This is a genomic window from Achromobacter animicus (assembly GCF_902859585.1).
Taxonomy (GTDB): Bacteria; Pseudomonadota; Gammaproteobacteria; order Burkholderiales; family Burkholderiaceae_B; genus Achromobacter; species Achromobacter animicus.
Window position 1 is genome coordinate 38,144 of sequence record NZ_CADIJM010000005.1, and the last position, 23,024, is coordinate 61,167.

Genomic DNA, 23,024 nt, shown 5'->3' on the forward strand with positions numbered 1-23,024 from the left:
ACCGCAGACTGTGCATTCACCGGTGGTGGAAAGGCCTGTAGTTGCGGGAGCAAGCCATTCCTATCCAATCACATATCCGGTTCACGTTTGCCATCGGCGACGAATCCTTCGACGTCGTCGAATTCACGTTGCAGGAAGGTCTGTCCGAGACATTCCTGCTGGACGTGGAACTGGCCAGCGCCAATGCTGCCGTCAACTTCGGCAATGTTCTGGACCGCCCCGCGCTGCTCACAATCTGGCACGGCGACCTGCCCGTGCGCTACGTGCACGGCGCCGTCTCGTCTTTCGTCCAACGCGACACAGGCTTTCGCCGCTCGCGCTACTCCGCAACCGTCGAGCCACGCCTGGCAAGGCTCAAACTCAGTTCCGATTGGCGCATCTTCCAAAGCCTGACCGTCCCGCAGATAACTGAGGCCGTGCTAAAAGCGCACGGCCTCACCCTGGACTACGAGCAGCGCAACACGACCGCGCATCAACCGCGCGAATACTGCGTGCAGGCCGGCGACACCGACTACCACTTCGCCGAACGCATCATGCGCGAGGAAGGATTCTTCTATTCCTTTCGCCATAGCGCGCAGGGCCATCAACTGGTCCACAGCGATCGCCTGTTCATTCACGGCCGCGTGGGTGACGAGCCGGTGCAGTACAACCCCACGCCCGGCGGCGACCAGCCGCAGCCCGCGCTGCGCCGCTTTGCCTATACCGAGAGCGTGCGCACCGCGCGCCAGACGCAGCGCGACTACACCTTCCACCATCCGCGCTACAGCCACGAGCACACCCGCGACGGACAGGATCTGAAGCATCAAGGCCGCCGTTACGAACGCTACGACTATCCCGCCCGCGCAAAATATGATGAGGCCGGCAGACCCTTCGCCGAGAACCGGCTGCGTGGCCATCGCCGTGACGCGCGCATGGCGCTGGTCGAGGGTGACGATCCTCGTTTGCAGCCGGGCATCTCATTCACCCTCGCCGGTCATCCCCGCGAAGACATGAACCGCGGATGGCGCCCGGTCCGCATCGTTCATCGCGGCACGCAGCACGCGAGCCAAGCTGAGGAGAGCGCCGACGCCCATTCGGGTACGCATTACCACTACGAGGCCGAGCTGGTTCCCGACGACACCGAATGGCGCGCCGAACCGCTACCCAGGCCCCGCATCGAAGGACCGCAGAACGCCGTAGTGGTCGGTCCGCCCAACGAAGAGATCTATACGGACGCGTACGGACGGGTAAAGGTTCAGTTCCCCTGGGACCGCCAAGGCCAGCAGGACGAATACAGCTCCTGCTGGATCCGCGTCTCGCAGAACATCGCCGGCGCGACCTGGGGCCACATGGCCATTCCGCGCGTGGGCCAGGAGGTGATCGTTTCCTACTTCGACGGAGACCCTGACCAGCCCGTGATCACCGGCCGGGTCTACAACCGCCTGCAACTGCCGCCTTACAAGCTACCGCGCCACAAGACGCGGATGACCATCAAGAGCAAGACGCACAAAGGCGAGGGCTTCAACGAGCTGCGCTTCGAGGACGAAAAGGACCAGGAAGAGATCTACGTCCATGCGCAGAAAGACCAGAACATTAAAGTCAATCACGACGAAACACGATCAGTGGGTCGCGACCAAACCAACGGTGTGGGCCGCGACCGCAGCACCAGCATCGGCCAGGACGACACGTACAGCGCGGGCCGCGACCTCAAAGCACATGTTCGCCAGGACCTGTTCAGCACCGTGGACCGCAACGAGATCCGCAAGGTCGGCAATTCGCAGCGCGAAGAGATCGCTTCCAGCCGCCGGGTCACGATCGGCGAGAACGACGCTCTGGTGATAGAGGGAGTCCAATCCATCGAGGCCAAAACGTCCCAGCGCACGTTGACGCGCGATTACGTCTTGCAGGGCTCGGACCGCATACTGATTCGCGGACCGGCCGGCACGGTCATTCTCGATAGCAGCGGCATCAGCCTGAACTCCCCCAACATCCTGCTCAAAGGGAAGGTGCGGGTGCAGTCCCCAGGCTCCAATCAGGTCAAGGCGCTGGAGGCTGCCATCCGCGAGGGCTCCCCCTTGATTGAAGAGTGTCCGTCGGACACGGGAGATTGAGGATGAACCTTCACCAGTGGCTTGCGGACCGGGGCATCGATGCGTCGTCGCGCGGCGCCCACGTCCTCTTTCTTGCGGAGATGTCGGCGCACCCTGAGCTGCGCGCCCGGCTGGAGTTTCACGATCAACCCTACCGGCTGTTGTGGAAGCTGGAAGCGCAAAGCGCGCTGGAGCAACATGCGCCGTGCCTGTTTCAGGCTCATGCCGAGTCAGCCTTCGGCCACTGGCTGGGCAGCACGATCAGCACATTTGCGCTGACCGTCCTGCTCGCTCGCGATGACATCGATGCCATCGCGTCGCGTCTTCGCCGGTTCACCAAATTCCAGGATGGCGGCAGCCGCTACTACCTGCGCTTGGGTGATCCCGCGGCGCTACGTCTCTACATCGACTCCATCGCCCACGCGCCCGAAGTCCTGACGAGGCTGTTTGGCCACAAGGGCGTCGAGGCTTTCCACCTTCACGCGCCGCGCATTGCCCTATCGCGGCAAGTCGCGCCTATCTTCGAGCAAGGCTGGGACCATCCGGGCCGCAACGGGTATCTGCTCTGGACAGACGCGCCTCCTGAATCGGGGCAGACGTAATGGCCCTGCTCACCCTCAATAGAAAACAACTTGAGCTGGCGGCAACTCGCGAGACCGACCGCCAATTGATTCAGTACATCCGCGGCGCCCTGGCAGCCGTACTGCCTCGATTGCCTGCGTCGCAGGCACTGGTCGAGCCTTATGTTCAAAACGCGGGGCGCCAGGCCATCGAAAGCGGATTTGGCGAAGGCGGCTATTACAGCTTCTATATCCTTACCGGCTTGCTGCTCGGCCCCATGTGGGATCAGGATCCGTTTTTCCTGGGGAAAATCGACAAATATCTGGACGCGCCTGGCATGGAGCCAGGCGCCCGCATTGCGTTGGCCATGGACGCCGTGCTCGATACGCGCCGGGCGCTGGAGGCCGTGTTGCCCGAGCTGATCGACGTAGCCGTGCAATCGCTGAGCATCCCCCCCGAACGGTTCACGCCCGGGCACACCTGGCTTGCCTTCGAGCGGATGGCGCACATCCGCGGTTGTCAGCCCCACCAGATCCTGCCGCTGTTCGAACGTTTCGAAATGGGCTTTCGCCTCGGCAATGGACTGCCCCCCATCCGCCGCGAAAAGCTCCCAGGACACATCCAGGTCGCGTACGAGGCACAGGGCATACCGCTGCCCAAGCCAAGTGACGCCATCCGGGACCTTGACCGGCTCCAACTGCAGAACTTCCACGGAAGCCTTCTGCTCGGGCTGACCTACGGTCAGTCGTTCTCCAACAACCTGTTTCTCGTGCGCCTCGTGCAGACGCTCGATGCCGCCAGCCAGCCACATGACTATCAGCACCACTTGAAAGGATTTTTTCTCTCGCACCGTGAAGCCCTGATGGAGAAGGTCATTGAGTAACGATGCCGTGGCGGCAAGCTACAACAAGCTGGCGCAGGATGCGGCAGACGGAACCTTGCCAGCCCCCCAGAAGATCTGCACCGAATGCCCCATGCCGGGCCCGATCTTCTCCCTGAACCCGGATGGCGGCCCGCGCAATGCCGACCTGTATCTGGGAATCCCTTCCGAGGGAACCGCCGCAACGTACCGGTGGTTCATGGACAACCCATGGATCCGGAACAAGGAACGCAACTACCGCGATACCTTCCTGCTCCGGGTGCTGCACGAATTCGGCACCGCATACGGCGACGCGGGCCTGGCGGAGTTCAGCGCGTTCCTGTCGGTGCAGGAATGCGAAATCATCTGCCTGGACGATGAGATCGCGGATGACGTGCTGTCGCCCGCCGTGCTCGACGAGTTCGGCCAGCGAACCCGCGACGGCCTCGGGTTTCAGATCCAGCGCAACTTCGTGTTCGCGGGCGGCAAGCTCTACTACCTGACCTTCACCACGGTCACGTGGCAGACTGCCAACCGCACCGAGTACATCGGTGATGATGGCCAGATAAGTCACAGCATGCCGTTCACGTGGGACATCCCAACGGGCTTGTACCTCATCGAACGGGCGGCCAAGGATCTGGCCGCCGGCTTTGAGCGCGCCAAGGCGAAGATCCACATCTGGGAGGCCATCAAGGGTTTCTTCGAGGTCGCCACGGCATTGCTGGCATTTGCGCCCGTCGCCGGCCAACTCGCGCTGGGCGTGCGCGGGGCCGCCTCGAACCTGCGCTACCTATTCGTGGCCATTGATCGTGCGCTAGCCCTGGATGCGATGGCGGATGGCACAAACCGGATGATCACCGGCGAAGGATTGAGCATCGGCGAGAAATTCTTCGAATCGCTTGCCGCGCTGTCCGACCCCAAAACTGCGGAAGAGCGCGGCAAGCAGGTCTTCATGAGCATCAACCTGGCGATGCTCACGCCGTCCGTCTTCGGATCCGCCCGCTGGATGATGCGCCGGATCGGCGACAAAGCGGTGAAGGTGGACACCAAGATGCTGAGCGAGGAAAAGCTCAGGCGGCTGGGGCAGCATAAGCATGGCGAGGCGACGGTGCTGGAAACGGTGGTCGACACCCGCGAGCGTGTCCCGGGCGGGGGCAGCATGCGGGTAGTCGAAACCTATTCCCCGGATACCAATAAATCCAGGTTGAACGTTGATGCGAAGACGGGCTCGGGTGATTTTTCCATCATCGTCAATCGCGTTCGAGAGCGGGTCGCCCTGCGTGCGGTGATGATCGATACCGCGCGCAAGGGTAGAGGTCTTCGGAACGTGGTGGGCGATGCGGGCGAGGAGATCTTCGCGGCTGGGATGGTGCGCCACTGGGGCGTAAAGCCGGAGAACATCCTGGGCTACAACGTGAAGAATGATGGCCCCAGCAAGTTTGGCCTGAAGAACAGGAGCGGCCACGGACTCGACATGCTGGTCAGGGTGCCGCCGCCACCGGAAATGCAGATTCGCGTGCCGAAGTCCGAGGCGCGGGATCACATCGAGGGATTACGGGGGTCGTCTGAGTACGAGACGTTGGCGTTTGCGGAGGAGACGTTGATCGTGGTGGAAGTTAAGACCACGTTGGGGAAGGGTAAGACGACGGAGCTTTCCAGGGAGACGCAGAGGTTGGGTGGGGAATACAACACTAAGCGGGTGGCAAAACTGGCAGAGGGCGGCGGACCGTACTGGAAGCGTGAGAGGTTGTTGGAACTAGATCCCTCTGCTATGGAGAAATTGGAGGTTATTGAGAATGCAAGGGCGGATGGCAACATCAGATTTATGCACGCTCAGGTATTTCTCGATGCTAATGGGAATATCAACTCCCTCGTAGGGAAAGGCGTTGGTCAGGGCTCGGGTATTCAGCTCAACGATTGGCCAGGGATGTGATATGGAACAGAAGAGAACAAAATCAAGATTGGAAAAAACCTTACCAAAAGTTGATGAGTGGGCAAAGGACATGTGGCCACCGAGTGATCGCTTGACCCGATATCTGTCCGGCGAGAGCGACAAACCAGGGTTGGCGGCTATAGATCTGTACAAGTATGGAATGCAAATGTGCGCGCAAGGTCTTCTAGACGCAAAAGGAGGTCGGCTCAGCCAAGCCATAGAACTCATGGCTCTTGGCCTTTCGCGAAGGACAATTTCTTACGTTATTCGAGTTCACCGCCTTCACGGAACGACTCGAGATGATGTCGAAGACCTCGATGGCCTTACTGCCCTGATGTTTGGATCTGTCGCATTGGGCCGCCCGGAACTAGCAAAAATCCTATACCGGACTGTGCTTGCGGGCATCGAAGGAGGCTATGGTGTTCGTGATGGCCACGACCTACCTATCGGCTCGACTTTGCGCTACGCCGGCTTCGGCCTGACCATCATCAGCAATTGGCTAGGCCAACCCCTGGACCTGGACAAGCACGCCCTGCCTCGCGATCCGGCCTGGGCGCCCTTGGTATCGCAATGGCGCGAACCCGACCTCGACAAATTCCTGCCCGCACTCCTCTCCGCCTGCGACGTCCACGTGGACCGCATCGCCATCACCTATCGCGAGCACGAAACCAACGCCGAAGAGTTCGAGTTCAGCACGCCGCTCCTGGCCGTACACCCTACGGAAATCCTGGCCGTCCTACGCTTGCGTGATCTGCTCGGCTTACCCAACCCCGCGCATATCGACCACCCGCTAATGCGGACACCCTATGCGCAAATCACCTGCACACCGGCGTTCCTGGCCTCGCTTGGCCAACGCGACGAGCTGCTGGAGCGCTTTCTCGAGACCGTGCGCCGCCGGGATCCGGCGGTGTTGCCTGCGGGGCTTTGAGCCGCATCCCCGTTGACGGAGCGCTGAGCCTCGGCGATGCGCTTCGGAAATGCGGAGTCGCGTGCCGAAGGCCTTCAAACAGCAGTCGTCGATGCGGAAGGGTGTGACAGGCCTGCCGGTCGCGACTTCACGCCCGCTCGATGCCCGCCGGCGGGGCCGGCGGCGCCGCCACGGGTTCGCGGTCGCGGCCGATCATGCGCTTGATGCCCAGCCATTGCTGCGACCAGAACCCGCGTCCGTAGTCGCGTCCGCCCAGCTCGGCCTGCTGGTCATGGATGCCGGTGGGACCATAACCCACCCCAAACCGCGCGGTGCGGAACAGCACGTCCCAGATCGGAAACAGCGCGGCGAAGTTGTAGCCGCCCACCGGCCCCGGCGACGAGGCGTCGTAGGCGATGGAATGGTGATGGCGATGAAAGCGCGGGCTGACCAGGAGGCGTTCGCCCAGCGCGCCGAAGTGCATGCGCAGATTCGCGTGCGAGAAGCTCTGCGCCAGCTGGGTGATGGCCACCACCATGACGAACTGCGCGGGCGGCACGCCCACCAGTTGCGACACGAACACGACCAGCACGTCGCGCAGCATGTCGTCGAGCAGGTGGTTGCGGTCGTCGCTCCAGATGGTCATCTGGCGCTGGCTGTGATGCACGGCATGCAGCGCCCACAGCCAGCCGAAACGGTGCTGCGCGCGATGGTAGAAGTAATCCACCGCATCGAACAGCAGCAGGTAGATGATGAGGCTGACCCATGCCTTGTCGGTCACGCCCGGCCAGTACTGATCCAGCTGGAACGGCGCAAAGCCCCACACGTGCAGCTGGCCGAAGATGCTGTCCCAGAACGGGTCGATGGTGAAGAACAGCAGCAGCCGGAAGGCGCCCAGACGGTGGATCAGCGTGTACAGCACGTCGATGCCGATCTGGCGGCGGTCGGTCACCGGCTCCACGGGACGCAGGCGCTGCAGGGGGCCCAGGACCAGCACCAGCACCGCGATCTGGATCAGCCCGACCAGCAGCCACATGGTGGCGTCGTAGGCGTCCTCGATGAAGTTGCTCAGGCCCAGGTGGAACAGCGCGGGCTGAATCGCCGTCTCGAAGAGCCATTGCTGGCTGTCCCCGAAGAGTTGGCTAAGCGTATCCATGATCAGTGATGCGTGGCGATCCAGTCGCGATAGGCCGGATGGGTGTTCAAGGTGGCAAAACAATAGCCCTTGCGCTGCAAACCTTCAATCAGCGGTTCCAGCACGCCGGGCGCCCACGGGTCCTGGCGCGACCAGATGCCCAGGTGCGCGAGCAGGATGTCGCCGGGCTTGATGGTGCGCAGCGCCTGGTCCAGCAGCTTGGCGTTGGGGTATTTGTCGCTGGGCAGCTCATCGCCCAGGAACCCGGCCGGCGACCAGCCCACGTGCTCGAAGCCGCAGGCCTTGGCCGCCTTCAGCAGCGCGGGCGAGGTCTTGCCGCCGGGCGCGCGGTACAGCGGCAGCATGTTCTTGCCCGTCATCTGGTGAAACCGGGTGACGGACCGTTTGATTTCGGCGCAGTATTGCTCGGCGGTCCACTCGGCGCGCTTGCCGGCGTCGGGCCCGGCGCTGGGTTTGACGCGGAACTTGCCGCCCGGCAGGTCGCCCTGCCAGTAGACGTGGTCGTAGGTGTGCGAGGCAAAGGCGTGGCCTTCGGCGGCGCGCGCCTTCCACCAGGGCGCCCACACGTCGTCCAGGCTGGTGCCATCGGTCAGCGTGCGCTCGTTGGCCAGAAAGAAAGTGACCTTGACCTGGTGACGGGCCAGCACGTCGGCCACCAGCGGCGCGACGCCCATGTGGCCGGTGTCGAACGTCAGGTAGACAGGCTTGTCGCAGGTGGCCTGCGGGGCCGCGCCGGCGACCGAGGTCGCCAATGCCAGGCACAGGACCGCGGACCGGGCTTTGCCCTTAGCGGGTCGGCGCATGATTCAGGGTCCATACGCCGTGCGGCGACTTGCCCACGGGCACCTGGTTGACGACCTTCTTCTGCTCCAGGTCCACCACCGTCAGCTTGCGCGCCCAGCGCGAGGTGACCAGCAGCGTCTTGCCGTCGGCCAGCACGTCCATGCAGTCTGGGCCGCCCGGCACCGGGAAGGTGTCGACGACGGCCAGCGTCTGCAGGTCGATGCGGCTGATCGAGTTGGCGGTGCGGTTGCTGACGAACAGGTGGCGGTGGTCGCCCTGCGCGCGGAAGGCGTGCGCGCCCGCCGCTGTCTGGATGCGCTTGACCAGCTTGGCCGGGCCGTTGCTGACGTCATAGGCTTCCACGTACGAGTCGCCCGTCAGCGCCACCAGCAGCGTCTTCTGGTCGGGGGTCAGGAAGACGTCAGCGGGCGTCTTGCCCGTGGAAACCGTCCACTTGGGCGTCTGCGTGGCCAGGTCGATGGCGATGAGCTGATCGCTGTCCTGCAGCGAGACGTAGGCCGTCGTGCTGTGCTTGTCGATCATGATGTGGCTGGGCGTCTTGCCCGCCTGGATGCGCTTGACCAGCGTCAGGTCAAAGCCCTTTTCGAGCGGCTTCCAGGCATAGATGTCGATGTGGTCCAGGCGGTTGGCCGCCGTGACGAACCACTTCATGTCCGGCGAAAACTGCAGCTGGTAGGGATCGACGATGCCGGTCAGCGTGCGCTGCACTTCGCCCGTCTTGGGATCCATCAGGGTGATGGAATCGCCGGTGGCGTTGGCAATCATCAGCGACTTTTCGTCGGGCGTCAGATACAGGTGATGCGGCTCTTTGCCGGTAGGCACGCGCCGCAGTTCCTTGTAGGTGGCCGGATCGATGATGCTGACGTTGGCGTCCAGGGAATTCAGGACAAAAATCGGGGCGGAAGCCGCCGCGGCGCTAAGCGCCATCCCCACGCCGAACAGGGCGTAGCGGACAAAAGACATGGGGTTCAATTTGGAGATCCGGCAAGGGGAAATCGGGCAGGCACCCGGTGCTCGCCATTTTAGGCACAGGCGCCTGACAAATGGGTCACAGGTGACGACGGAAACGCGGCGCGGCGGCAGGCTTTGACGGCAAACACGCAAGCCTGTTGCGACCCCGCAACAGGCGCGTGAAAAGCGGCATACGGCCCCGAAAAAACCTACCTGGCAGGCGCCGGCTGACCGTTCGCATCCACCCAGTTTCCAGTTCGGATATCGGCGTCTCGCAAGGCCGCCGCGCGGGAAGCCGAGGACGGTCCCAGGTCACTCTCCAGCACGCCGCCTTCCGGCCCCACGACGAACGTGCCGATGCCCGTGTGCCCGTAACGCGCGGGCCAGGCCACGATACGGTACGAATTGCCCGCGCCGCCCGGCAGCACCTTGTAGCGATAGCCGAAAAACGCGTCGTCCACGGGCACGTCGGGCCCCATCGCCAGCGCATCCGGGCCAAGGGCCTGCTGCGGCGCACCGGGCACGTCGGGCCAGTACAGGCCGTCGCGCTCGCCGGCTCGGCTGACCAGCCGCGTGGCGTACCGGCCCTGGCCGACCCCTTGCGCATACCGGGTCTGCGCGGCCTGAAGTTCCTGCAGGGTTTCGATGGCGGTCAGCTCATTGCGGTCGATGGCGCGGCGCTGGATCTCCGCCTTGCCCGCCACCGGGTCGAATCGCCATCCCTGGCCGGTGCGCACCAGCGGCACCGGCAGCGTCCACCCGGAATCGCCGACCGCCACCCACGAACGCCCGCCGTCTGCGACGATGTCATGCTTGCGCACCCACGCCGCCAGGTAGCGATAGATGTTTTCCTGATCGACGCCGCCCGGCACGAGCTGCCGGTGGTTCGGACCCAGCACGGTGCGCAGGGCGTCGACGTCGTTCAAGGCCAGCGCATCGGTAAACGCCTGCGCCGCCGCCTGGGCGCTGGGATACACGGCCTGCGACATGGCGGGCGCCGCCACGCCCAGCCCAAGGACCGAAGCCACGCACAGCGCGCGCAAACGAGCGATCGTCATAGAAAGTCCCTTGTCCATGGTGCCTATCTCCGGCCGCCGCCGCGCCCGCCGCCACCGCCGCGATGGACGCCTGCCCCGCCGCCACGATGCGGCGCGCTGGCGCCGGTGCTGCGATGCCCGCCGCCGCCGCGGCTCATTTCGCCGCGCTGGTTCTGCTGCCGCATGCGGTCGCCGTCGCCCGCCCCGCTCAGCGCGTTGTGGCTGTTCGACGCGCGCGCCCGGTCGCGCGCGGCCGTCTCGTCGGCGCGCTGGCGCTGGGCGGCGGCCTGCCGGTCCTGCATCGAGATGCCAGACGTCCCGACGCTGGACGCGCCGTCGCGCGGACGATCCTGGGTTGAGACGCCCGTTGCCCGGTTCTGGGCGCGATCCTGGGTCGAGACGCCGGTTGACCGGTTCTGGGCGCGATCCTGGGTCGAGACGCCGGTTGACCTGTTCTGAGCGCGATCCTGGGTCGAGACTCCGGCCGTCCCGGCGCTGCGGTCCCGTCCGCCCTGTCCGGCTTGCGGCCCCTGCCCTTGCCCCCGGCCCGCCGTGCCGTCGCCCCGGCCTGCCCCCTGGCCGCGTCCGCCGTCCGCGCCGGAATGACCCGCGATCGGCTGCCCGGTCCGCCCTTCAAAAGACTGCGCCGCCCGCTGCCTGGCGGCATCGCGGGAACCGGCTGCCGGCGCCGCGCCCGCCGCGCCAAGCCCTTGGCCGCCGGCCTGCGCGCGATTCTGCAAGCCGGCCTGCCGCTGGCTGTCGAAACGCTGGCGGTTGGCAGCGTCCGCGTACGGTGCGTTGCCGCGATTGGCGGCGTTGTGTTGCCACGTCGACCGGTTGTTATTGACGTTGTTGCGGTCAATGCGATTGTTGACGTTGATGTTGTTGTAGCGATCCACGTCGATGTCGATGTCGCCATGCCCCCAGTTTGCGTCGCCCCACATCGAATTGATCGCCGCGACGCCGATGCCGAATCCGATCCCGGCCACCAGCGAACTGGCAAACACCGACCCCGGCGGCGGGGGATAGTAATAAGGCGGATACGACGGATACGCCCACGCGCCATAGACCACCGTCGGGTTGTAACTGGGCACGTAGACGACTTGAGGATCCGCCGGTTCGATCACCACAACCGTCTTGTCATTCGCGGTGGTGGTCTTGACCGTCTGCTGCGGCGTGCTTTTCAGGTTCCCGGCCTTTTGCGCCTGTGTGCGCAGCCGCTGGACGGAATCCATGACGGCCTCGGGCTGCGCCAGGAACGCGTCGCCCACGGACTTCACCCAGCCGGGCTCGCGGCCCATCATGTCCATGACGGAGGGAAAGGCCACCAGCGACTTGACGCTGGGATCCCAGGTTTCGGCGTCGACGGCTCGCACCGCATCATCGCCGGACTGGTTGGCGTTTGCGGCCGACCATTTGGCCGCCGCCGCGACGTCATCGGGGTACGTGGATCCCATCAGGATCTGCGACAGCAGCGCGTCCGGATAGAGCGCCACGGGCGCCATCAACTGATCAAGCTGAGCGTTGCTCAGCTTGGTCTGCGCCATGGCGGGAAAAGAGAGTGACAGCCCCAGGCAAATCAGGCCGAAGAACCACGTTCGCAGTCGCCGCATTTCCGTTCTCCGCACACAGAGCAAGACGCCACAAGCCAGGAGGGAACCGCCGGATATCGCGAAGACAATATATGCCTAACGCTGGCCGTTTGGAAGCGCCAGCGGTAGTACGCCCGAACCGCGCCTATCGGCCTACAGCTTGGCGACGGACACCTCGGTCGCCTTCACGAATGCCAGGACCTCGGTGCCGATCTGCAGGTCCAGTTCCTTGACCGAGCGGGTGGTGATGACCGACGTGACGATGCCGGCGGGCGTGTCGACGTCGACTTCGGACACCACCGGGCCGAGGATGATTTCCTTGATCTTGCCGCGGAACTGGTTGCGGGCGTTGATGGACTGGATGCTCATGGTGTTGCTCCTGAAAGATGAGGATGGCGCCACGGCGGCGCCGGGTTGTGCCTGCCGGCCCGCGGCGTCAGACCGCGAGCCTCAGATGCCGGATCTGGATGACAGGCGCAAGCGGCCTGCCGTCCGGACCCGGCGTGTCGGGTTGTCCCAGCGCGGCGCGCAGCACGCGCGCCTCCAGCGCCGTAAAGGCGGCCGATCCGCGCACGCGCGGACGCGGCAGGTCCACCCGCACGTCCAGCGTCACGCGGCCCGCGTCCAGCACCAGGATCCTGTCCGCCACGGCCACCGCCTCGGCGGCGTCATGGGTGGCCAGCACGGCGGTAAAGCCTTGCCGGCGCCATGCGGCTTCCAGCTCGCCCTGCATGCCGATCCGGGCCAGCGCGTCCAGCCGGCCCAAGGGCTCGTCCAGCAGCAGCAGGCCGGGCCGGTGCGCCAGCGCGCGGGCGAGCGCGACGCGCTGGCACTGCGCGCCGGTCAGGCTGGCGGGCCAGTCGTCGGCGTGGCGCGCCAGGTCCACCTGCCGCAACGCGGCAAGCGCCCGGTCGCGCTCGGGCAATCCCAGCGCGACGTTGTCGATCACGCGCTTCCACGGCAGCAGGCGGGCATCCGCCCCCAACGCGCGAATACGATGGTCTGGCGCCCACAGCGGAAAGTTGTCGAACAGCACGGGCGAGCGCTGCGGCGCGCCGCCCTGTTCGCCGGTCGGGGTGGCTTCGCCGGCCAGCATCCGCAGCAGCGCGCGCTTGCCGCTGTCCGCACGCCCCACCACCGCCACGAATTCCCCGGCGGCGATGTCCAGGTCCAGCGGATGCAGCACGTCGCCGCCAACACGCCCGGCCAGCCTGCGCAACGTCACACGCAGAGGCGCAGGACGCGCGGCGTCCTCGTCCGGCGCGTTGTCCCGCTCGGCGCGGTAAGGCGCCTGCAGGTGCTGGAAGAGCTCGAACTCGTTGGGGTGGATGAACATGGCGGCCTGCCGGCGTATGCCCCTGTCCGCGGCCCTAGCGAGCCGCCTCCAGCTTCTGCTGGTAGTCGGTCTTCACGAAGCCGGCGAACGACTTCTCGGTGACCGCCAGAAACTCCGGCGACGCGTAGGCCGCTGCGATGTCCTTGACGAACGGCTTGTCGCGATCCGCCGTGCGCACGGCCACCAGGTTCTGGTAGGTGGGCGTCGTCTTTTCCAGCGCCAGCGCCTCGGTCAGCTTCAGACCTGAGGCCAGCGCGAAGTTGCCGTTCACGAACGAGAAGTCGGTGTCTTCCAGCGAACGCGGCAGTTGCGCGGCTTCCAGCGGGATGATCTTGATCTTCTTCACGTTGACCGCCACGTCCTTCTCAGACACCTGCAAGGGGTCATAGCCGTCGCGCAGTTTCACCCAACCCAATTCCTGCAACACGACCAGCGCGCGCGCCTGGTTGGTGGGATCGTTGGGTACCGCCACGCTCACGCCGTCGGGCGCCGCATCGACGCGCTTGTACTTCTTGCTGTAGATGGCGATGGGCGCGGTCGGCACCTTGACCAGTTCGGACAGTTCAAGCTTGTTCTTGGCCGCGAAGTTCTTCAGGTAGACGATGTGCTGGAACGCGTTGGCGTCCAGCGCGCCCTGCGCCAGCGCAAAGTTGGGTTGCACGTAATCGTTGAACTCGACGATCTTGACCGTATAGCCCTGCTTTTCCAGGATGGGCTTGATGCCCAGCTTGATCTGGTCGCTGTACGGCCCGGCCGTCGCGCCGAACACGATTTCTTTTTTGGCGGGGTCGGCCGCGTGGGCGGTTCCCCCGAAGGCCAACACGGCCAGCACGGCGAGCGTCGGGGCGAGGCGATTGGTAAGCAGCATGAGTGTCCTTTGGGGTCAGCGTTTGTCGATGCGTCGCGCGACGGTATTGCCGGCGAACTGGATGATCTGCACCAGCACCACGAGCAGCGCCACGGTCAGCACCATCACGTCGGTCTGGAAGCGGTAATAGCCATAGCGGATGGCCAGGTCGCCGATGCCGCCGCCGCCCACCACGCCGGCCACGGCCGAGTAGGACAGGAAGCTGACGGCCAGAACCGTCAAGGCCAGCACAAGGCCCGAACGCGCCTCCACCAGCAACACGCGGCGCACGATCTGCAATTCCGATGCGCCCGCGGCGTGCGCGGCTTCGATCACGCCACGCGGCACCTCGCGCAGGCATTGCTCGACCAGCCGCGCGAAATACGGAATGGCCGCGAACGACAGCGGCACCGCTGCGGCGACCGGCCCGATCGACGTTCCTGCAATCACCCGCGTAAACGGCACCAGCGCGACGAGCAGGATGATGAAAGGAAACGACCGCACGGTATTCACCGTCCAGCTCAGCAACCGGTGAAGCACCGGACGGTCCAGCGATTGGCCGGGCCCGGTCAGGAATACGAGGATGCCGAGCGGGCCGCCGAGCAGGATCGAGGCGGCCAATGCAATGGCCAGCATCAGAAAGGTCTGTCCGACCGCCACGCCCAGTTCGGGCAGCAACTGCACAAAGGTGTCCAGCATCATGCAACCTCTTCGTAGGGGTGGGTGGCTTCGCGAATCAACTCGCGGCCCAGCGGCGAGGACAGGTGCACGTTGGCGCCCGAGATCTCTGCCTGTTCCAGCACCTCGCCGTTTTCCATCACGGCCACATGGCGGCAGAGTGCGCGCACCACGGCCAGTTCGTGCGTGACGATGACGATGGTGACGCCCAGGCGCTTGTTGATGTCGCGCAGCACGCTCAGCACCGAGCGCGTGGTTTCGGGGTCGAGCGCGGAGGTGGGCTCGTCGCACAGCAGCACGGCCGGCTCGCTGGCCAGCGCGCGCGCGATCGCCACGCGCTGTTTCTGGCCGCCCGACAACTGCGCGGGATGGCTGGCCGCCTTGTCGGTCAGGCCCACGATCTCCAGGCAGTCGCGCACGCGGTCGGCGATCTGCGTCTTGCTGCGCCCGCCGTGCACGCGCAGCGCAAAGGCCACGTTCTCGAACACGGTCTCGTTCTGCAGCAGGTTGAACTGCTGGAAGATCATGCCGATGTTCTGCCGCGCCGACCGCAGGTCGCGCTTGGACAGCGCGGTGAGTTCGGTGCCGGCCACGCGCACGGCGCCCTCGTCCGGCCGCTCCAGCAGGTTGATGAGGCGCAGCAGCGTGGACTTGCCCGCGCCGCTCTTTCCGATGATGCCGAACGTGTCGCCGGCGCGGATCGACAGCGACACGTTGCGCACGGCGTCAAAGCGTCCCGCACGCGTGGCAAACGACTTGCTCACCGCATCCAGGCAGATGACGGGCTGCGGCACGGCGGGGATGTCGGAAATATCGGTCATTGCGATTGCATCAGGAATAGGCGGTGGGTTCGGGCGCCTGGTCAAGCAGCGCGTACCGACCCAGGTCGCGGATCTTGTAGGACACCGGGTCATGCAGGGTGTGGACGCGCGCGTTGCGCCAGTAGCGGTCGTAGCCGTAACGCGCGGAAGTGGCGCTGGCCCCTGTCACTTCAAACAGTTCCGAGCCCACCGCCAGCGCGGCGCGATGCGCCAGCACCTTGGCCTGTGCACCGGCCACCGCGACGTCGCCGCGTTCCTGCGCCGTGACCGACGGTCCGCGCGCCAGCGCCGCGTCCAGCTTCAATCCGGCCAGATCGGCCAGCGCCTCCGCCGCCTGCACGCGCAGCCAGAATTCGCCGAAGCGCTCCTGCACGTAGGGATCGTCGACATGGCGATCAACGCCGGATGCGAACCACGGCCGCGCCTCGTCGCGCACGTAGCGGCGTGCCTCGTGAAAGGCGCCGCGCGCGATGCCCAGATAAAGGTTGGTCATGATGAGTTGCGCTACCTGCGAACGCAGCGTGGCGCGGGCGGTGGGGGTGACGCCCGGCGCCTGCAGCACCTGGATGGCTTCCAGTCGCACGTGATCGAAGCGCACCGTGCCGCTGTCGGTCTGGCGCTGGCCGAACGCATCCCAGTCGGGATTGACGGTGATGCCGTCGGCCTGCGTGGGCAACGCGGCGATCAGCGCGGTGCCCGAAGGCTTGTGCCAGGCCGAGAATGTCAGGAGGTCCGATCCGACCGAACCGGAACTGAAGCTTTTCACGCCGTCGATGCGGTAGCCGTCCAGCTCCGCGCGGGCGATGACGCGGCGGTCCAGCGGATTGAGCGCGTTGCCCCAGAAGAGCTGGCGCTCGGCGGTGGGCGCCAGAAAGTAGGCCTGCTGCTCGGGCGTGCCGTACAGCAGCACGCCGGCGACCTGCAGATGATGAAAACCGAACACGTGCGCGAGCGCGCTGTCGACTTCGGCCAGGCGGCGCACCGCCGCCAGCACGGTGGACCACTCCGCGCCCGTGCCGCCGTAGGCGGTGGGAATGGACAGGCGAAGCAGTCCGCTGGCGCGGATGCGTTCGCGCTCATGGGCCGCATGACCGCCCGCGCGGTCGCGTTCGACGGCGGTGGCAGCCAGTTCGGCCGCCAACGCTTCCAACGCAGCGCCGGCCGCATCGGTCGCATCGGCCGCTCCGGCGCTGGCGCCTTCATCGTGGCGCGCTTGGCGCAACAGGGATATCTTGGCCATCAATCGATCCTTGAAAACAGTTCGGGCCGATGCGCCGGGCTCCAGCGCAGCAGGTGGCGCGCAAGCAGGTGCACCAGCGCCTGCGACGCCGCGCTCATCGCGGCATACAGCGCGATGCCGAGCAACAGCAGGTCGGCGCGCGCGGCGATGCGGCCGTGCTCGGCCAGCAGGCCAACGCCCGACGGCGCCGCAAACACTTCCAACGCCACCAGGATCAGCCACGCGAGTCCCAAGCCTTGCCGCAGCCCCGTCAGGATCGACGGCAGTGCGCCAGGCAGGATGACGTGCAGGAACAGCGCCCAGCCGTGCAGGCCATGAGACCTGCCCGTGGCGATCAATCCGGGATCCACCGCGCGGATACCGCGCACCGTCTGGCGGTAGATCGGAAAGAATGCGCCCAGCGACAGCAGCGCCAGCCGGGCCGCCTCGCCCACGCCGAGCCACAGCAGGATGAGCGGCGCAAACGCGAGCACGGGCACGACGCCCAACGCCTGCAGCAAGGTGTCGGCCTGTTTGCCGGCGCGCCGGGCGGTGGCGTTCATCGCGCCCAGGATCAAGGCCGCCCCGCCACCCAACACCAGGCCTGCGAGCACGCGCAGCAGGCTGGCGCCCGCATGGCTCCACAGCTCGCCGCTGCGCGCCAGCGCCACCGCGGCGGCGGCAACCGTCGATGGCGCGGGCAGCAGGCGGCCGGACAGCCAGCCGGCCTGCGCGGCGGCCTGCCATGCCGCGAGGACGAACAGGGAGGCCAGCAGTGGAGACAGCGCGGGAGCCAGAACGGACACCAGCCAAGGCGCGGCCCGCAGGTTCGGGCTGGGAGGCTTGCGCGGGGCAGACATCAGCTTGCCGCTTCCTTGGGCACCAGCTCGGTCGCCATGACTTCGCCGAAGGGGCCGGTGAGCACGGTGCTGCCCGGCTTGCGCTCGCCCTTGCCGGGCAGCAGCGGGAACACCAGTTCGGCAAAGCGGTACGACTCTTCCAGGTGCGGATAGCCGGAGAAGATGAAGGTGTCGATGCCGAGGTCGGCGTACTCCTGGATGCGGGCGGCGACGGTTTCGGGATCGCCGACCAGCGCGGTGCCGGCGCCGCCGCGCACGAGGCCGACGCCCGCCCACAAGTTGGGCGAGATCTCCAGGTGCGCGCGGCCGCCGTTGCCGTCGGTCAGCTTGCCGCCATGCAACGCGGCCATGCGGCGCTGGCCTTCGGAATCCATCTTGCCGAACGCGGCCTGCGCGGCCTGCACGGCGTCTTCGCTGAGATGACTGATGAGTTCATCGGCCGCGGCCCACGCCGCTTCGTTGGTCTCGCGCACGATGACGTGCAGCCGGATGCCGAAGCGCACGGTGCGCCCATGCCGCGCGGCGCGGGCGCGCACGTCGGCGATCTTGCGCGCAACGGCATCGGGCGGTTCGCCCCAGGTCAGGTAGACGTCGAGCTGTTCGGCCGCGAGTTCGTGCGCGGCTTCGGACGAGCCGCCAAAGTACAACGGCGGGTACGGTTTCTGGACGGGCGGATAGATGACCTTGCCGCCCTTGGAGACGAGCTGCTCGCCTTCGAAGCTGAAGCCTTCAGCCTGGTGGCTGTTTTCAAGAATGCCGCGCCAGATCTTGAGGTAATCAGCGGTGATGGCGTAGCGCTGGTCATGGCTGACGAAGACGCCGTCGCCTTCGAGCTCGCCGGGATCGCCGCCGGTGACGACGTTGACGAGCAGCCGGCCTTCGGACAGGCGGTCGAAGGTGGCGGCCATGCGCGCGGACACTTGCGGCGAGCTGACGCCGGGGCGGATGGCGACCAGGAACTTCAGGTTGCGGGTAGCGCCGATGAGGCTGGAGGCAACGACCCACGCATCTTCGCAGGACCGGCCGGTGGGCAGCAGGACGCCGTCATAACCGAGGGTGTCGGCGGCGACGGCGACCTGGCGGAAGTAGTCATAGCTGGCGGCGCGCGCACCACGGCTGGTGCCAAGGTAACGGGAATCGCCGTGCGTGGGGATGAACCAGAAAACATCCATGCTGAAACTCCGGATCAGACGCTGAAGCCGCCCGCAAGGGCGAGACGGCCAAGGTCGTAGGCAGGGTGGACGGCGCCAGCGCGCGGCTGCACGTGTTCGGACAGACGCTCGACGGAATCCTCGAGCCGTCCGCGCACGTCGTCGTCGATGTCGGCGTTGCCCGACTCATCGAGCCGCACCTGTTTGTCGGTGGCGTAGACGCCGGCCAGGATGTGCCGCGCACCGAGCGCGGACAGCACGGGCTTGAGGCCGTACTCGAGGGCAAGCAGATGCGCGGGACTGCCGCCGGTGGCAATCGGCAGGACGACTTTGCCGGCGAGCGCCTTTTCATCGAGCAGGTCGAGCACGGCTTTGAGACCGCCGGAGAACGAGGCTTTGTAGACGGGCGTGGAGATGAGCACGGCGTCGGCGGCCGCAACCTGCGCACGCAGGGCGTTGGCGGCCGCGCCGGTGTAATGCCCTTCGATGAGTTCTTCGGCGGGGATGTCGCGCAGGCCGAGTTCGCTGATGCCTAGCCCGCGTGCACGCAGGATCTGCGCGGCGTGGCGGAGCAACGCGGAGGAACGGGACCGCTGCGACGGACTGCCCGCCAGGGTGAGGATGCTCATGGTGATCTGCCGGGGCGATGCGTTAGAAGGCGGGGACAAGCGAGCCTTTGAATTCGCGCTCGATGTAGGCGCGGACTTCGGGCGATTGATACGCGGAGACCAGCCTCTTGACCCAGGGCTGGTCGCGGTCTTTGGTGCGCACGGCGATGAGATTGGCGTAGGGGCCATCGGCAGCCTCTCGTCCGATGGCGTCGCGGGCAGGCACCAGACCGGCCTGTTCGGCGTAGTCGTTGTTGATGGACGCGGCGGTCAGATCATCAAGAGACCGCGGCAGCTGCGCGGCGTCGAGCGCAATCAGCTTGAGCTTTCGGGGGTTGGAGACGACGTCAAGCGGCGTGGCGGTGTTCTTCTGCTCGGCCTCGGGCTTGAGGGTGATGAGCTTGTAGGCGGCTAGCAGACGCAGGGCGCGGTTGCCGTTGGAGGGATCGTTCTGAATGCCCACGGACGCGCCTTCGGGCAGCTCGTCGAGCGATTTGATCTTGCGGGAGTAGAAGCCTAGCGGCGCGGTGACGGTAAGGCCGACGGGAACGATGTCGAAGCCGCGTGCCTTGATCTGGTTGTCGAGGAAGGGCTTGTGCTGGAAGGCGTTGGCGTCGAGGTCACCGGCGTTGAGGGCGGCGTTGGGGAGTTGGTAGTCGTTGAATTTGACGAGCTTGATCTGCAGGCCGTCGCGGGCGGCGACTTGCTTGACGACGTCGAAGATTTTTTCAGCGGTGCCTACGGAGATGCCTACTGTGATGGTGTCCTTGCTGTTGTTCTGGGCTTGTGCGCTTGTGGTGAACGCGAGCGTGAGTGCTGCTGTGGTCAGGAGGCGGAGCAAGGAGGCCATTTCGTTTTGTGTCCGATGAGGTGAATGCTTGATGAGGTGATTCTGTCATCGGGGTTTGCGGGCGAAAAATACTTAGTCGATATGAGGTTATGTGTGCACAGGGTGGGGTTGTTAGCGCGGATGCTGATTTGGTTGCTGATGGAGGCCGGCGTGGGATTGAGTTCTTAAGACGTCCGGCACGTGGCGGACGGCGCGGTGATTGAGTTCTTAAGACGTCTGGCACGGTGGCGGCTTGCGCGATGATTGAGTTTTTAAGACGTCCGGCACGGTGGCGGCTTGCGCGATGATTGAGTTTTTAAGACGTCCGGCACGGTGGCGGCCCGGGGCGCGCGGGGCCACGATTGCGGTCCGGAGCCTTCGCTCCGGACTTCCCCTTCGTCATCTTCGTCCGCCTTCGGCTCCCTTCAGATTCCCTCGGGCTTATCGACGCCCCGCGCACCCCGGGCCGCCACCGCACCGGACTCTGGCAATTCGAGTTTTCAGGTCGCTGGGACGAACGGCTTGCTTGGCGTTTTTGCGCCGTGTTGTTCAAGCTAGAAGCAGCTTGCGGGGCCCGTCTCCGTTCGGCCGCGCGGGCGGCCTCCGGAGACTTACGCGGCGTCTTGCGTCGTGGCGATGACGCTTCGCGTGTGGCTGCTTTTGGGTTTGGGTGTCTGACAGCCTCAAATTCGTAAGACCGAATGAGGTGTCTGACACCCTGGCGAGATTCGCTTCATACCAAGTGCATCTCCCGAGGGTGTCAGACACCTGCAGATCCGCTTCATACCACGTGCATCTTCCGAGGGTGTCAGACACCGCCAGCGGCAGACGGCATCGGTAGATTCCGGCAGCGACGGCAATAACCGTCAGTTGAACTCCAGTGCCCGATGGGCGGCGCGTACGGGTCGGCAAGTTGTGGCTGAACGTCGACGCGCCGCTCATCACCGCCCCTCCCCCCGTGACGGCGGGCCATTAGCAAACCAATCAACGCCGGCGCGAAGCGCACACCGCCACGACGCCCCACCGACCCGATGCCGGGTTGCCGCCGTCCGGGCGGCAGCAACCCGGCGGCCCCGCAGATCTCCTTCCCTGACCACAGGTCTTGCAGCGCCCCATACCAAAGACCCTAGTAGCACGGCGTCGCGGTCACCGTGGGCACGAGCGCCGTCGATGCGCCCGAGGGAATCTGAAGGGAGCCGAAGGCGGACGAAGATGACGAAGGGGAAGTCCGGAGCGAAGGCTCCGGACCGCAATCGTGGGCGATCGTGCCCACGGGGACCGCGGCGTCGGGCGACCTACGAAGATCTGACGCAGCCGACGAAGACCTGACGCAGCTAGGAATATCTGAGCAAGCCTGCAGAGATCTGATCAGCCTCTGTAGCCTTGACGCCGCCTACAAATCCCTGCCTAAACATCTCAAACCAACACACCTCCAAATCCAGCCCCCACGTGTCCCTCCGCCAATCTCCCCCTCCCCTCCCCAAACAACTTCTCCCTCAAAGACCCCTCCGAATACGCCCGCTTGTACGACCCCCGCTCCTGCAATTCAGGCACCACGATGTCGATGAAGTCCTCGTAGCATTCCGGCGTCACCGTCCTCGCCAGGTTGAATCCGTCGATATCCGCTTCAGCCACCCACGATTCCAGTTCGTCCGCGATCTGCGATGCGCTGCCGACCAGCGCCGGATATCTGCCCCCTAATGCCATGTCGGCCAGCAGGTCGTTGACCGTGCGGTCGGTGCGGGCCACGGTCAGGTTCTTGACGGCCGATTCGATCGCGTTGTTCTTCACGTAGCGGATCGGCTCGTCTGGGGCATAGCGCGAAAAGTCGATGCCGGTGGAGCTGGCGTAGTGCGCGAGGCCCGCTTCGGGGTTGGCGTAGCGCAGGTATTCGGCGTGCTTCTCGCGTGCCTCGGCTTCCGTTCTTCCCGGCACCACTGTCACGCCCATGAAGAACTTGATGTCGCGCGGATTGCGGCCTTCGCGTGCCACCGCGTCGCGGACGTCGGCGACGAGTTTGCGCAGGCCTTCCTTGGTTTGGCTTGACACGAACACGCATTCGGCATGGCGCGCGGCGAAGGCCTGGCCGCGGCCGGAGGAGCCGGCTTGGTAGAGGACCGGTGTGCGCTGGCGCGAGGGTTCGGACAGGTGATAGCCCTGTACTCGGTAGTACTTGCCGGTGTGGTCCACCGGGCGAACGGCGGTCGGGTCTGCGTACCGGCGCGCGCGTTTGTCGGCGTGTACCGCGTCGTCGTCCCAACTGCCTTCCCAGAGTTTGTAGGCGACTTCCAGGAACTCGTCGGCACGGTCGTAGCGTTCGTCGTGGGCGATCTGTTCGGACAGGCCCATCGCGCGCGCGGCGCTTTCCAGGTAGCCGGTGACGATGTTCCAGCCGATGCGGCCGTTGGTCAGGTGGTCCAGCGTCGAGAAGCGGCGCGCCAGCAGGTACGGCGCTTCGTAGGTCAGGTTCACCGTCACGCCGAAGCCCAGGTGGCGCGTGGCGGCGGCCATGGCGGAGACCGTGAGCAGGGGGTCGTTGACCGGGAGCTGGATGGACTCGCGCAGCGTGATGTCGGCCGAGTCCTGGTAGACGTCGTACACGCCAACGATGTCGGCCAGGAACAGGCCATCGAACAGGCCGCGTTCCAGCAGCTTGGCCAGATCCGTCCAGTATTCCAGCGTCTTGTATTGGGTGGACGTGTCGCGCGGATGCGTCCACAGGCCGTGGTTGATGTGGCCGACGCAGTTCATGTTGAACGCGTTCAGGAGGATTTGTTTTTTAGCCATGGCGAGCCGCTCCGGCGTA

At 65.5% G+C, this 23,024-nt stretch carries 21 protein-coding genes; 5 read left to right on the forward strand and 16 right to left on the reverse strand.

The genetic code is table 11. The features are described 5' to 3' along the window. The first annotated feature begins 41 nt into the window (after positions 1–41). The 5 genes from HV681_RS14465 to HV681_RS27735 are packed head-to-tail and all read left to right on the forward strand — an operon-like array spanning position 42 to position 6,350. On the forward strand, positions 42–2,090 hold the full coding sequence (locus HV681_RS14465) for a type VI secretion system Vgr family protein (RefSeq protein WP_254594970.1): 2,049 nt from the start codon (positions 42–44) through the stop codon (positions 2,088–2,090). 2 nt (positions 2,091–2,092) lie between these two features. Continuing rightward, positions 2,093–2,671 carry a DUF4123 domain-containing protein gene (locus tag HV681_RS14470; protein WP_175123736.1) on the forward strand — a complete coding sequence of 193 codons (579 nt, stop codon included), beginning with the start codon at positions 2,093–2,095 and terminating at the stop codon, positions 2,669–2,671. Further along, complete coding sequence (locus HV681_RS14475; RefSeq protein WP_175123737.1) at positions 2,671–3,513, forward strand: hypothetical protein; 843 nt, start codon at positions 2,671–2,673, stop codon at positions 3,511–3,513. The genes HV681_RS14470 and HV681_RS14475 overlap by 1 nt, the downstream gene beginning before the upstream one ends. Then, complete coding sequence (locus HV681_RS14480) at positions 3,506–5,422, forward strand: hypothetical protein (RefSeq protein WP_175123738.1); 1,917 nt, start codon at positions 3,506–3,508, stop codon at positions 5,420–5,422. The genes HV681_RS14475 and HV681_RS14480 overlap by 8 nt, the downstream gene beginning before the upstream one ends. A 1-nt stretch (position 5,423) precedes the next feature. Then, the gene (locus HV681_RS27735; RefSeq protein WP_217467852.1) at positions 5,424–6,350 is read left to right on the forward strand and encodes a hypothetical protein; all 927 of its coding nucleotides are present in this window, start codon (positions 5,424–5,426) and stop codon (positions 6,348–6,350) included. 127 nt (positions 6,351–6,477) lie between these two features. On the opposite strand, the gene HV681_RS14490 is transcribed toward HV681_RS27735, so the two are convergent. From HV681_RS14490 to HV681_RS14565, 16 genes are all read right to left on the reverse strand, one after another. Then, positions 6,478–7,485, reverse strand: a complete 1,008-nt coding sequence (locus HV681_RS14490; protein ID WP_175123739.1) for a sterol desaturase family protein — start codon at positions 7,483–7,485, stop codon at positions 6,478–6,480. A 2-nt stretch (positions 7,486–7,487) separates the two neighbouring features. Continuing rightward, positions 7,488–8,288: a polysaccharide deacetylase family protein gene (locus tag HV681_RS14495; protein ID WP_175123740.1), complete on the reverse strand. Its 801-nt coding sequence runs from the start codon at positions 8,286–8,288 to the stop codon at positions 7,488–7,490. Further along, positions 8,272–9,252 (reverse strand): YncE family protein, encoded by a 981-nt coding sequence (locus HV681_RS14500; protein ID WP_056565095.1) that lies wholly within the window; start codon positions 9,250–9,252, stop codon positions 8,272–8,274. The genes HV681_RS14495 and HV681_RS14500 overlap by 17 nt, the downstream gene beginning before the upstream one ends. Before the next feature lie 197 nt (positions 9,253–9,449). Continuing rightward, the gene (locus HV681_RS14505) at positions 9,450–10,298 is read right to left on the reverse strand and encodes a DUF2950 family protein (RefSeq protein ID WP_254594971.1); all 849 of its coding nucleotides are present in this window, start codon (positions 10,296–10,298) and stop codon (positions 9,450–9,452) included. A gap of 23 nt (positions 10,299–10,321) precedes the next feature. After that, positions 10,322–11,890, reverse strand: coding sequence for a DUF3300 domain-containing protein (locus HV681_RS14510; protein WP_175123742.1), 1,569 nt, complete (start codon positions 11,888–11,890; stop codon positions 10,322–10,324). A gap of 132 nt (positions 11,891–12,022) precedes the next feature. After that, positions 12,023–12,238, reverse strand: coding sequence for a TOBE domain-containing protein (locus HV681_RS14515; protein WP_175123743.1), 216 nt, complete (start codon positions 12,236–12,238; stop codon positions 12,023–12,025). A 67-nt stretch (positions 12,239–12,305) separates the two neighbouring features. Next, positions 12,306–13,205: an ATP-binding cassette domain-containing protein gene (locus HV681_RS14520; RefSeq protein ID WP_175123744.1), complete on the reverse strand. Its 900-nt coding sequence runs from the start codon at positions 13,203–13,205 to the stop codon at positions 12,306–12,308. A 34-nt stretch (positions 13,206–13,239) separates the two neighbouring features. Then, entirely contained in the window at positions 13,240–14,073 is an 834-nt protein-coding gene (locus tag HV681_RS14525; RefSeq protein ID WP_254594972.1) for a MetQ/NlpA family ABC transporter substrate-binding protein, read from the reverse strand. A gap of 15 nt (positions 14,074–14,088) precedes the next feature. Further along, a complete protein-coding gene (locus tag HV681_RS14530; RefSeq protein ID WP_056566920.1) occupies positions 14,089–14,751 on the reverse strand; it encodes a methionine ABC transporter permease in 663 nt (220 codons plus the stop codon). Continuing rightward, positions 14,751–15,551, reverse strand: coding sequence for a methionine ABC transporter ATP-binding protein (locus tag HV681_RS14535; protein ID WP_175123745.1), 801 nt, complete (start codon positions 15,549–15,551; stop codon positions 14,751–14,753). The genes HV681_RS14530 and HV681_RS14535 overlap by 1 nt, the downstream gene beginning before the upstream one ends. A gap of 10 nt (positions 15,552–15,561) precedes the next feature. Continuing rightward, positions 15,562–16,791 carry an acyl-CoA dehydrogenase family protein gene (locus tag HV681_RS14540; RefSeq protein ID WP_175123746.1) on the reverse strand — a complete coding sequence of 410 codons (1,230 nt, stop codon included), beginning with the start codon at positions 16,789–16,791 and terminating at the stop codon, positions 15,562–15,564. Further along, the gene (locus HV681_RS14545; RefSeq protein ID WP_175123747.1) at positions 16,791–17,630 is read right to left on the reverse strand and encodes an ABC transporter permease subunit; all 840 of its coding nucleotides are present in this window, start codon (positions 17,628–17,630) and stop codon (positions 16,791–16,793) included. The genes HV681_RS14540 and HV681_RS14545 overlap by 1 nt, the downstream gene beginning before the upstream one ends. Further along, entirely contained in the window at positions 17,630–18,802 is a 1,173-nt protein-coding gene (ssuD, locus tag HV681_RS14550; protein WP_175123748.1) for an FMNH2-dependent alkanesulfonate monooxygenase, read from the reverse strand. The genes HV681_RS14545 and ssuD overlap by 1 nt, the downstream gene beginning before the upstream one ends. A 14-nt stretch (positions 18,803–18,816) precedes the next feature. Beyond that, entirely contained in the window at positions 18,817–19,410 is a 594-nt protein-coding gene (ssuE, locus tag HV681_RS14555) for an NADPH-dependent FMN reductase (RefSeq protein WP_175123749.1), read from the reverse strand. Between the two features lie 22 nt (positions 19,411–19,432). Next, a complete protein-coding gene (locus HV681_RS14560) occupies positions 19,433–20,239 on the reverse strand; it encodes a MetQ/NlpA family ABC transporter substrate-binding protein (RefSeq protein ID WP_175123750.1) in 807 nt (268 codons plus the stop codon). Positions 20,240–21,634: 1,395 nt separating this feature from the next. Next, positions 21,635–23,005, reverse strand: a complete 1,371-nt coding sequence (locus HV681_RS14565) for an LLM class flavin-dependent oxidoreductase (protein WP_175123751.1) — start codon at positions 23,003–23,005, stop codon at positions 21,635–21,637. Positions 23,006–23,024 lie beyond the last annotated feature (19 nt).